The organism is Agromyces neolithicus, from assembly GCF_039529735.1.
GTDB lineage: Bacteria > Actinomycetota > Actinomycetes > Actinomycetales > Microbacteriaceae > Agromyces > Agromyces neolithicus.
The window spans coordinates 16,516-27,536 of sequence record NZ_BAAANJ010000028.1 but is presented as its reverse complement, the minus strand read 5'-3'; the positions used below and the strand labels follow the sequence as shown (position 1 = coordinate 27,536).

At 67.6% G+C, this 11,021-nt stretch carries 12 protein-coding genes; 4 read left to right on the top strand and 8 right to left on the bottom strand.

Going from position 1 to position 11,021, the window contains the following annotated elements:
* Positions 1-369 (top strand): XamI family restriction endonuclease (locus ABD164_RS17900; RefSeq protein WP_344298054.1); only part of this gene is annotated, 369 nt, incomplete at its 5' end.
* A gap of 348 nt (positions 370-717) precedes the next feature.
* On the opposite strand, the gene nrdH is transcribed toward ABD164_RS17900, so the two are convergent.
* Positions 718-963 carry a glutaredoxin-like protein NrdH gene (nrdH, locus tag ABD164_RS17895; RefSeq protein ID WP_344298052.1) on the bottom strand — a complete coding sequence of 82 codons (246 nt, stop codon included), beginning with the start codon at positions 961-963 and terminating at the stop codon, positions 718-720.
* Between the two features lie 385 nt (positions 964-1,348).
* Here nrdH and ABD164_RS17890 point away from each other — a divergent pair, with 385 nt between their 5' ends.
* Positions 1,349-3,703 carry an arylsulfatase gene (locus tag ABD164_RS17890; protein WP_344298050.1) on the top strand — a complete coding sequence of 785 codons (2,355 nt, stop codon included), beginning with the start codon at positions 1,349-1,351 and terminating at the stop codon, positions 3,701-3,703.
* A 28-nt stretch (positions 3,704-3,731) separates the two neighbouring features.
* Here the strand turns inward: ABD164_RS17890 and istB are convergent, their stop codons facing one another.
* Together istB and istA are read right to left on the bottom strand one after the other, a co-directional pair.
* Complete coding sequence (istB, locus tag ABD164_RS17885; protein ID WP_344298048.1) at positions 3,732-4,532, bottom strand: IS21-like element helper ATPase IstB; 801 nt, start codon at positions 4,530-4,532, stop codon at positions 3,732-3,734.
* Entirely contained in the window at positions 4,529-6,193 is a 1,665-nt protein-coding gene (istA, locus tag ABD164_RS17880; protein WP_344298046.1) for an IS21 family transposase, read from the bottom strand. The genes istB and istA overlap by 4 nt, the downstream gene beginning before the upstream one ends.
* Before the next feature lie 176 nt (positions 6,194-6,369).
* Between istA and ABD164_RS17875 the strand changes: the two genes are divergently transcribed.
* A complete protein-coding gene (locus ABD164_RS17875; protein ID WP_344298044.1) occupies positions 6,370-6,561 on the top strand; it encodes a hypothetical protein in 192 nt (63 codons plus the stop codon).
* Positions 6,562-6,567: 6 nt separating this feature from the next.
* Here the strand turns inward: ABD164_RS17875 and ABD164_RS17870 are convergent, their stop codons facing one another.
* From ABD164_RS17870 to ABD164_RS17855, 4 genes are all read right to left on the bottom strand, one after another.
* Positions 6,568-6,813: a hypothetical protein gene (locus tag ABD164_RS17870; protein WP_344298042.1), complete on the bottom strand. Its 246-nt coding sequence runs from the start codon at positions 6,811-6,813 to the stop codon at positions 6,568-6,570.
* A gap of 125 nt (positions 6,814-6,938) precedes the next feature.
* Positions 6,939-7,295, bottom strand: coding sequence for a hypothetical protein (locus ABD164_RS17865; protein ID WP_344298040.1), 357 nt, complete (start codon positions 7,293-7,295; stop codon positions 6,939-6,941).
* An 80-nt stretch (positions 7,296-7,375) separates the two neighbouring features.
* A complete protein-coding gene (locus tag ABD164_RS17860; protein ID WP_344298038.1) occupies positions 7,376-8,827 on the bottom strand; it encodes a ParB/RepB/Spo0J family partition protein in 1,452 nt (483 codons plus the stop codon).
* Positions 8,828-9,183: 356 nt separating this feature from the next.
* Entirely contained in the window at positions 9,184-9,306 is a 123-nt protein-coding gene (locus ABD164_RS17855) for a hypothetical protein (protein ID WP_344298036.1), read from the bottom strand.
* A gap of 241 nt (positions 9,307-9,547) precedes the next feature.
* Between ABD164_RS17855 and ABD164_RS17850 the strand changes: the two genes are divergently transcribed.
* On the top strand, positions 9,548-9,877 hold the full coding sequence (locus ABD164_RS17850; protein WP_344298034.1) for a hypothetical protein: 330 nt from the start codon (positions 9,548-9,550) through the stop codon (positions 9,875-9,877).
* Between the two features lie 41 nt (positions 9,878-9,918).
* Here the strand turns inward: ABD164_RS17850 and ABD164_RS17845 are convergent, their stop codons facing one another.
* Complete coding sequence (locus ABD164_RS17845) at positions 9,919-10,830, bottom strand: hypothetical protein (RefSeq protein WP_344298032.1); 912 nt, start codon at positions 10,828-10,830, stop codon at positions 9,919-9,921.
* Positions 10,831-11,021 lie beyond the last annotated feature (191 nt).

The window sequence follows — 11,021 nt, the reverse complement described above, 5'->3', positions numbered from 1 at the left end:
ACCGAGGTTCCTGCCCGCACCGTGGCGACGCCCAGTCGCGCCCCGAAGCCTGGAGAGTTCTGCGGAGAGAGCACTCTGGTGGGTCAGAAGGCTGATCTGCTCGTCGGCCTCTGGGACGAACGGGTGCTCGCGATCGAGTGCAAGACGAGCAACTCGGAAGTGAATTCCTTCAAACGGGTGAACCATGAAGCGGGCGGAAAGGCCGCCCACTGGACGGCAAAGTTCGGCGACGCAGTCGTCGTCCCCGCAGTCACCCTCTCCGGAGTTTTCAAGCCCCAGAACCTCTACGATGCCCAAGCTGGTGGCCTCTCGATCTGGTGGAGCCACGACCTTGAACGGCTCGTGGGCTGGATCGAAACCACCAGATAGCCGGAACGCATCAGGCCAGTCAGCGATCAGCTGGGGTCCGAGTCGGCACATCAGGCCAAGGCTTGGCCACGTGGTTCGCGTTCTGAGCTGTGAGCTCGCGCCGGGTTCGCTCAAGCTCCGTACGGGTCGGGCCCGACGGTACGGCTACCGGGTTGGCGACGCGCCGCCAGTACTCCGCGTCCTTTCGAGCCTCGGCGAGTTCGTGCTCAAGTGCAGCGATTGCCTCGGCTGCACGGCGTCCCTCGTCTGCGAGGTCATCCATCGCGTCGATGTAGCCAGCTCCGTAGGAGTGAGCCTCCCCCGGCGTCAACGCTGCCAGATCGATCATCAGCATCAGCGGCTTCCGAGTCACTTGGCCGTTGCGAGTTTCTGGGCGAGCTCGTCGATCTTGTCCGGGCGGAAACCTGACCAGTGGTCGTCAAGGGCGATCACGACGGGCGCCTGTAGGTATCCGAGCGCCTTGATCTCCTCGAGCGCGATGTCGTCGACCGTGACGTCGATCACAATGTAGGCGATGCCCTTCGCGTCCATCGCACGATAGGTGGCATTGCACTGAACACACGAGGGCTTCGAATAGATCTTGATCTGGTCCATGGCCGCTACTCCCCCAACTTCGTCAAGTGCCCCAGCTGCTCCAGGGCATCCCATCTGATAGCCGGTGGCAGTGCGGTGGAGGGGTGGAGTGCAAGGCGACCGTGGAATACCGGAGTGAGCGCAGCGAGCGAGGATATGCCGCGAAAGCGCCTTGCGCCCCACCGTGTAGCCGCAATGATGGCTGCTTCAGATGGGATGCCCGTTCGCTGTGCTACCGCGCTCTGAGCCGGTGCCGTTTGACTATGTCAACTCCATTCAGGACCAGGGTGACGGTCCGAATCAGGACCACTTTGTAAGGCTGCGGCGTCACCGGACATCGTGTCGCCGGTTCCCTGCGATGATCGAAGGGTGCCGCGAGAGGCGCAGCACATCGAAGGGGGTAGCGATGAACGACGTCCGACCGGGAACCGTGCTTCCCGTGCCCGACCGCGCCTATCAGGGGCCGGTCGCGTACGACGCGAAGAAGCTCGACGAGAGATTCCCGCCGATCGAGCCGGCGAGGCCGCCGGCTCAGGCGCCGAACGTGCTCGTGATCCTGCTCGACGACGTCGGCTTCGGGGCATCCAGTGCCTTCGGCGGACCGATCCACACCCCGACCGCCGAGCGCCTCGCCGGCGAGGGCCTGCGCTACTCGCGGTTCCACACCACCGCGCTCTGCTCGCCGACGCGCGCCGCGCTGCTCTCGGGCCGCAATCACCACGCCGTCGGCATGGGCCACATCACCGAGACCGCGACGCCGGCACCCGGCTACCGTTCGACGCGCCCGAACACCGCGGTGCCGCTGCCCGAGATCCTCCGCCAGAGCGGCTACAACACCGCGCAGTTCGGCAAGTGCCACGAGGTGCCCGTCTGGGAGTCGGGCCCGACCGGCCCGTTCGACCACTGGCCCGCGCAGAGCGGCTTCGAGCGCTTCTACGGCTTCATCGGCGGCGAGACGAACCAGTACACGCCGGCCCTCATCGACGGCCTCACCACGATCGAACCGCCGACCGACCCCGACTACCACCTGATGCCCGACCTCGCCGACAAGGCGATCGACTACGTGCGCCAGCAGAAGAGCCTGACGCCCGACAAGCCGTTCTTCGTCTACTTCGCCCCGGGGGCGACCCACGCGCCCCACCACGTGCCGAAGGACTGGATCGCGAAGTACGAGGGCAAGTTCGACCTCGGCTGGGACGCGCAGCGCGAGCAGACGTTCGCCCGGCAGAAGGAGCTCGGCGTCATCGCCCCCGACTCCGAGCTGACCGCCCGCCCCGAGGGCCTGCCCGCCTGGGACGACGTGCCCGAGGAGCAGAAGCCCGTGCTCGCCCGCCAGATGGAGGTCTACGCGGCCTTCCTCGAGTACGCCGACCACCACACCGGCCGCGTCATCGACGCGCTCGAAGAGCTCGACATCCTCGAAGACACGCTGATCTACTACATCATCGGCGACAACGGCGCCTCGGCCGAGGGCGGCATCAACGGCGCCTACATGCTGACGACGGCCTCGAACGGCGGCGGCCAGTTCGAGACGGTCGACTTCTGGAAGGAGCACCTCGACCAGGTCGGCGGGCCGGAGGCGTACAACCACTACTCCGTCGCCTGGGCGCACGCGATGTGCACTCCGTACCAGTGGACCAAGCAGGTCGCGTCGCACTACGGCGGCACTCGCAACGGAACGATCGTGCACTGGCCGAGCCGCATCGCCGCCAAGGGCGAGGTGCGCGAGCAGTGGCACCACGTCATCGACCTGGCGCCCACCGTGCTCGACGTCGCCGGCCTCGCCGAGCCGCACACGTTCAACGGCGTAACGCAGGAGCCGATGCACGGCGTCTCGATGGCATACAGCTTCGACGACGCATCCGCCGCCGAGCGCCACACGACGCAGTACTTCGAGCTCATGGGCAACCGCGGCATCTACCACCGCGGCTGGACCGCGGTGACGAAGCACCGCACCCCGTGGGACGTCGTGTCGAAGGCGCCCGACTTCTCGCTCGACGTGTGGGAGCTCTACGACACGACCACCGACTGGACGCAGGCGAAGGACCTCGCCGCCGAGCAGCCCGAGAAGCTCGCCGAGCTGCAGCGGCTCTTCCTCATCGAGGCGGCACGGCACAACGTGTTCCCGATGGACGACCGCGCCGCGGAGCGCATGAACCCCGCGATCGCCGGCCGGCCGACGCTCGTGAAGGGCGATCGCCTTCGGCTCTACCCCGGCATGGTGCGACTCGGTGAGAACGTCGCGATCAACGTGAAGAACCGCTCGTTCTCGGTGACCTCAGAGGTGGTCGTGCCCGACGACGGCTCGCTCGACGGGGCGATCGCGGCACAGGGCGGCCGCACCGGCGGCTGGTCGTTCTTCGCAGAAGACGGCAAGCTCGGCTTCCACTACAACTACTGCGGCTTGCAGCGCTCGACCATCCTGTCGGAGGCCGCGATCGGCGCGGGCGAGCATCAAGTACGGGTCGAGTTCGCCTACGACGGCGGCGGCATCGGCAAGGGCGGCGACGTGACGCTCTTCATCGACGGCAAGGCCGCCGGCACCGGCCGCGTCGAGCACACCCACGCCCTCTACTTCTCGTTCGACGAGGGCCTGGACGCGGGCTGCGACACCGGCATGCCGGTGTACGAGGGCTACAAGGTGTGGGGCGGCGCGTTCAGCGGCACCCTGAACTGGGCCGAGGTCGCCCTCGGGGACGATGACCACAACCACCTCGTCGACCCCGAGGAGCACCTGCAGGCGGCATTGCGCCACCAGTAGGGATCAGAGCGGCCCGATACTACCGCGGTCACTGTGGTCGTCGTGTGTGGTTGAGCCGGTAGGAGGTGGTGCCGGTTTCGATGATGGTGCCATTGAAGGTGAGGCGGTCGACGATCGCGGCGCACAGGCGTGGGTCGGTGAAGGTCTTCGTCCATCCCGAGAATGACTCATTCGAGGCGATCGCGACGGAGGCCTTCTCCTCGCGTTCCGTGAGAACTTGGAACAAGAGCTCGGCGCCGCGTCGGTCGAGCTCCATGTAGCCGAGTTCATCGATGCAGAGCAGGTCGACGCGTCCGTAGCGGGCGATGGTGCGGGCGAGCTGCTTCTCATCGGCGGCCTCGACAAGCTCGTTCACGAGCTTGGTCGCCAACGTGAACTTTACCCGGTACCCCTTTTCAGCGGCCGCGGTGCCAAGCCCGATCAACAGGTGGGACTTCCCGGTGCCGGAGTCACCGATCAGGCAGAGCGGGTCGCCGCGACGGATCCACTCGCCGGTCGCGAGGGTGTGGATGGTCGCGGGGTTGATGTTCGGGTTCGCGTCGAAGTCGAAGTCCCCGAGCCACTTCTGACGCGGGAACCCCGCCGCGGACACCCGGCGCACGACGGACCGACGGTCACGGTCGTCACACTCGGCCAAGAGCAGCTCGGCGAGGAAGCCTTGGTACGACAGTTGCTCGCGGTCGGCGGCTTTCACGGCCTCGTCCATGACGGCCCGCATTGTCGGCAGCCGGAGCCTGCGGCAGGCTTGGTCGACCGCGGTCGCGGCGGCTTCTTCGGTCATCCCGCGTTGTCGGCGCAGGGTGGTCGTGATCTTCGTGGGTGTGCTCATGTTCCGCTGGTTCCCTTTCTCGTGCTGGTGATCGGTGCGGCGGCGTGGCGGGTGAGGAGTTCGTCGTACTGCTCCATTGACGGCAGTGGCCGCCGGTCGGGCGGGAGGCCCGCGATCACCGCGGCCGGGTCAGCGAGCCGGCGTTGGGTGAGGCTGACAACTCGCTGCCCGTCCCCGCGACGATGTTCACCGGGATGACGGGTTGGGGCGGGCCCACCGGCGTGCAGGCGGGCTTCAACCGCGACGACATCAGCCGAGACCGCGCCCACCGTGAGCGCAGCGCGGATCCCGGCCACCACGTCATCGGGGCGCATGCTACGGTGCAGGAGGAGCACGTCGATCAGGGCGCGGGTGCCGGCGCTGTCGCCGTCGACCTTGCGGGCGGCTTGCCAGAACGCTTCGTGCGCCGGCGTGAACACGCCGGTCGCGCGGGCTCGTGCCAGCGCGGTGGACCCGGGGAGCGCGCCGGGCTTGTGGCGGAGGACCTCGAGGTAGTGGTCGAGGTTGATCGACTCCCCGCCGCGGGCGACGACCCGCTCGTGGCGGGCGATCTGGTCGCGGCCGTCGAAGACCACGACCTCGGACGCCCGCAGCGATACCCGCACCTGTCGGCCGATCAGCCGTGCGGGCACCGAGTACTTCGCCATCCGCACGGTGATCAGCGACGATCTGTCCACGCGCGGGTGCAGCACCAGGCCGGGGTCGAACCGTTCGAACGGCAACGCCCGGAGCAGCGGCTGCTCGGCGGCGAAGTCTTGCCCCACGGTTCGGATCCGTGTGTCGATTCGTCGGTCGTGGTCGCGGGCGTCGTAATCGCGGATCCTGGCGTTCAGTTCGGCGAGCGTGTCGACCTCGGGCATCGGCGAGAGCCAGGTGCGGCGGAACCGGCCGACTTCGCCTTCGACGCCGCCCTTCTCGTGCGCGCCGTCAATCCCCGGCTGGCAGTAGAACGAGTCGAACCCGTAGTGCGAGCGGAACAGCACCCACCGGTCGTTCTCAACTCGGTTCCGGCCCTTCCCGTACAGCACGGTCTGCACCGCGGCGGTGAGGTTGTCGTACCGGATGTGCTTCGTCGGGACGCCGCCGACCTCCTCGAACGCGTCAATGTGGCCTTCCAGGAACGCTTCCTGCGACTGCGTCGAGTACACCCGATGCACCGCCTTCCCGGAGTGCGAGAGCCGGAACGTGAACATGTGGCACTTCGTCTTCACCCCAGCCAGGATCACCCACACTTCACCGAAGTCGACCTCAGCCTCCTCAGCCGGACCATGCTGTTGCGGAATGAACACCTCGACCCGCCGGCCGGCCTCAACATCGATCTGAGCACGACGGACCCGCACGTAGTCCCGCACCGTCGAGTACGACAGCTCCGTCGCCCCATGCTCGTCCGCGAGCCGGGCTAAGACACGCGTGGCGGTGTGGCGCTGCTTCCGCGGAGCGTCGAGATCCTGCCGCAGCATCTCGTCGATCGCGGCCTTGAACGGAGCCAACCTCGGCGCCGAGCGCACCGGCGTCTTCCGCGGCGGCGGGTCAGCCCGCGACAAGGCCGTCCGGACAGTGTCGCGGCCCACGCCATACTTTCGGGCCAGCGCCCGGATCCCGAGCCCTTCCACACGGGCATCACGCCGGATACGAGCGAACAGGTCCACGCGACTTCCCATCTGACCACCCCGATCCGCGCCTCATCAGCGAGGACGCGAACCCACCGTCGAGGTGGTCCTGAATCAAACCGTCACAACACACCGGGAACCAGCAAGGTGGTCCTGAATCAAACCGTCACCCCGGTCCTAAATCAAGCTGCCATAGTCACCGTTTGCCGCCGCACACGTACGGCGGCATGACCGCACTGATCGATCTGGCCGCGCCACGCGACCTCGCCCCCTGGGCTGCGCCCGTTCTCGTCTTCGTTGCGTGCATCTGCGCGCTGTGGCCCGTGGCTCTCGGGGTCATCGGGTTGCTGCCCGGCGCGCTCGGCGCCAGAGGCCGCAAGGTGCTTGCCATCTGGCGGCGGACGAAACGATCGTCCTGAGCGGGCTTAGTCTCCTCGCTCGAGCGGGCGGGCGACCGCACTATCGAATCGATCTGCGGCGCGAGCTGCCACACGTTCGGCACGCTGCTGCCCGCTGAACCGATCCGCCTTCCGGATGTCGAGCACTGCGCCGTAGGACGCGCGCCAGGTACTGCTGATCGTGGAAGTCAGGTACCCGACCTCGCCCTTGGTCTCGACCTCGACGACCCAGCTTTCGGGTCGGGATTCGTCGTTCACTGCGTCGTCGCTCATTGCTCGTCCTCGCTTCAAGTGAGAAGCCCCCGACCAGGCCAATGGTCGGGGGCTGGGTCTGGAGCAGATTCCAGACGTCTTCTGGGGGCCGGTCGCATTCCGAGCACGCTCGGCGGCCCTTGTGGTCAAGCCTTAGGCCGGTATCCCTGACGGTTGATCGCCGTCTGAGCGGCGTCGAGGTGGCGGCCGATCTGCTCGGCGAGCTTCGCAGCCGCCTTAAGCTCGGCGGCGGCCTGGTCGGCGTTCGCGGCCGCGTCGCCGCCTTCGTCGTACACGTCGTGGGTCTTCAGGCTCGCCTGCAGGCCGTTGGCCATGTTCTGCAGCGCCTCGGCGAGGGTGTAGCCGCCAGCGCTCTTGAGGTTGCCCACGAGGGCGTAGATTACCGGTGCGGGGATTGAACCCGACGACGTGCGTCGCGCGATCGACTTGATGATCTCGTAGGCCTCGTCTGCATCGGTCACGACGGCCGGCTGTTCGCTCATGCTTCTATCCTCTCGTTTCCCACCGACAGGTGGGATGGGGGGTGAAGGGGGCCGGTCGGGGTGACCGGCCCCCGGTCTAGCTACTCGTCGTCGCCGAAGTCCTCGTAGTCGTCGTGCTCGAGGTCGTCGACCGGTTCGCCAGCCTCGGCGGCTTCGGCCTCGTTCTTCGCCTTCTGGTCGAGGTAGCGGTCGATGACCAGCTGCTCGACGTCGGAGAGGGCGTATCCCCACTCGGCCAGACGGGCGAAGTAGGTGTACGAGTTGACGCTGGGGCGTCGCCACGTCTCGCGGCTGGTGAGGTCCTCGATCGCGGCGAGCACGACGGCGAGGCTGACGTGCTGCGCCTTGGTGGGGCGGGACTCGACGAACGCTGCGAGCGCTTCGCCGTAGAAGGTGCCGGGCTGCTCGATGCCGAGCAGTGTGTGGGCGAGCGCGTTGCCGCCGTTTGCGGCGCGCGAGACGTCGAATCGGAACTGGGTGAGGCCGGTGGCGATGAAAGCCGCGGCGTCGGTGGGGAGGTTCTTGCGGCTCAGGAACTCGGTCAGCCATGCCCGCCTCACGGCCTCGGCAGGCGCCCAGGCCTTGTTGTTTTCGATCAGTTCGCGACGCTCCGCCTTCTCTGCGTCGGTCATCGGCATGCGGGCGTCGCCGCGGGCGTCGCGCTGCTTGAACCCGAGGGCCTTGGGGTCGGTGACGTAGTAGTTCACGACGATTTCCCCGGTGCGCCAGTGCTTCGTGACGAGGGCTTCCACGCCTTCGTGACCGATCAGGTGTTCGATGGTGATGTCTTCGCCGTCGGCGGTCGCGAGGTTTCCGACTGCGACGAGGCTCTCGTTCCATCCGGGCTGCGTGGTGCGGACGATGAAGCCCTGTTCGGCGAGGTTCGCCTGAATGGGCGCGAGTTCCGCGTTGAGTGCGCGCTGCTCGCGCTGCCGCTGTACCTCGTGCTCGAACTGCGAGGGGCGGTGGGTTGCGAACTCTACGAGTTTCGCGGTCGCCTTCTCGTCGTCCTCGAACTCGACGAGCGCTGCGGCGTGCTCGAGGTTCATCTGGAACTCGGCGACGGCTGCCGTAGCGGTCTGGCTCTTGGCGACGGCGAGGCCTGCCTTGATGCGGTCCTTCTTGGCGCCGGTGCGCTTGGCGATGGCGGCGGGGCTGAGACCCTCGAACGAGAGTTGCTGCCACGCGGCCGCGCGCTCGACGTCGGTCAGGGCTTCGCGCTGCTCGTTCTCGATGAGCTGCTCGACGATGCGGCGCACGGTGCCCTCGTCGCCGTCGACGACGTAGATCGGCATGGTCGCGACGCCTGCTTCGCGAGCGCCGAGCGTGCGACGCTGACCCGCTCGCACGACGACTCGGCCCTGCTCGTCGCGGTAGCCGAACGTAGGGACGAGCACGCCGTTGTCGCGGATGCTCGCGATGAACTCGGGCGTCAGAGGTGCGCTGGGGCGAACGTTCGTCTCGATGACGATGCTGTTCGGGTCGATGTGCTCCAGAACCCCAGCGGTACGTGCGATGGTCTGCGTGTCCATTGTCTGCTCCTAATCTCCGCCAACCGTTTTTTTGGCCTGGCTGGCAAAGAGAATCGATAGTGAGTGGAGACGGCGCAGTGCCCCGTAGGGAGCGATTGCTAAGCGGAGCCCGGAGCGCAGCGGAGGGCGGAGTCTGCAAATAGCGACTGGAGGGGAACGGAGCCGACGGAGCGAACTACGGTTATCTGCCAGACAGGGCAAAAAGCGGAAAGAACGCGGCCGCGGAGCGGCCTCGTCGCCGGCCGGAGGCTGGCCGCGGCCGAAGGTCTCCCTGCGGCGGCAGCCGCAGAATGGCTCCCTGGGACGCTCCCCCCCACCGCGCGCGTGAGTGCGCACCCGGTGGGGGGCGGCGCCGGCTAGGCGTTGAGCGCGTCGACGAGCCGCAGCATGTCGATCAGCAGGGCGATGAGCTTCCGCAATCGCTTGATCAAATCCTTGATCGAACGCCAACGCGGGGTAGTGTGCCGGGAGTAAACCATCTGGTCTCCTCGGGATCAGGCCGGGGCGGGAACCCCGGCAGTTGGTGATACACGGATGAGAGCCCCGCTCGGTAGAGCCGGGGCTCTCGCCGTTTTCAAACCGGCGTACGGGGTCCTGCAGGGCGAACCTACGTCCGTCGCGCGAGAACCGGGGAAGCGACACGCGGGACGTAACACCGCAGTAGGGCTTCCCTGCAACACCAAGTTGCCGCCCGGCCCGTTCGAACGTATCTTCGAATCTGTGGGGCAGAACAAGCGGTACGGTTCCGACGTCACGGATCTGGCGATTCTCGATGTGACGCTGCGCCCCGAGCCGATCTCGCTGACGCACCAGGAGGTCGGTGCGCCGAGCGCCGCGGAGTTGTTCCGCGTCGATCCGGCGCCAGAGCCGGTCGAGGTCGATGCTTGGGTGCGGTTCCCCGAGACGGCCGTCGAGGTTCGGGCGAGGGCGATCGCCTGGACGACGAGAGCAGTGCTGCTCGAGTTTGAGCTGCGCGACGGGCGTCGGCGTCGCACCTGGGTGTGGGCCGGCGCGGTGCGCCGGGTGCAACCCGGCGAACCGCGCCGCTGACCTCGTGATGAGGTCATGGATGAGCTGGTCGGCCAAAGGGGCTATGCCGCGATGGCCGGTGCCGTGTCGAGGTCCTCGACTTCCGGCCGGTCGATGGTCGGGACGGTGGCCGTCGTCGATTCTTCGGCCGCTTCCTTCGCCTCGGTGATGATCCGGTTCACCGTGTCGCGGGAGCGGTTGAACGCTCGTGCGATCGCGCGCTCGGAGTAGCGGCCGGTCTTCTCGGTGGCCGCTTCGGCGGCTGCGATGATCTGCCGCCGCTCCTCGTCGGAGACCGGCCGCTTGTGGCCGGTCGCCTCGACGACGGCGGTCGGTTCGGTGGTCGCCTCTACGCCGAACATGGCGAGAGCGTCGTCGGCCGCTTCGTCGGGCGACTGCGGCTCGTCAGCGGCGGCCGGTCGGCCGCTCCCCCGCTCGGCCTTGGCGCGCTTGGCGCCAGCGCCGAGCTCGTGCGTGAGAGTGCTTGCGGCGGCGAGCGTGAGAACGGGAACCGCGGCGACGACCATGACGACCCAGAGGGGCGCGACCTCGTATCCGAGCCCGACCAGCGCGTGGTAGGTGACCTGGCCCGCGATGCCGAGCCCGAGGCCGGCGAGCGACGACCAGCGCGCGAACCGGCGCGCCGAGGGGGCGATCCGCTTGCGGGTCAGCCATACGCCGAGGGAGAAGGCGGCGTAGGCCTCGAGGCCGAGCGGGAGAACGATCGAGAGGTCGAGGGTCCACGGCAGGATGCCGGGGAGCATCTCGGTGGGGCCGAAGCCGCTCATGCGGCCGAGGGACACCCAGCCGCCCCAGATGGCGACATAGGCGCCGATGTAGAGCGGGAACAGCGGCCAGCGCGAGTAAGTCTCGTACTCCTGCTCCACCTCCGCTCCGGCCGGGTTATCGGCCGATGCGGTGGTCGGCTCGGTGGCCGGACGGCCGATGCGGAAGAAGTTGCTGATGCGGCTCATCGTGCTGCCTCCTGAATCAGTGCGGACGCGCACTAATTTATCAGAAATGATGCGGGAGCGCACCTGTTAGGCTGAGAAGGTGACCACGAACGACCAGGAATCGGCCGGCCGATCGGCCGATGTAGCCGATCCCGGCCCCGGCCCGGCCGGTCTTTATGACGTCGGCCGGTTGGCAGCGCGCCTAGGCATCA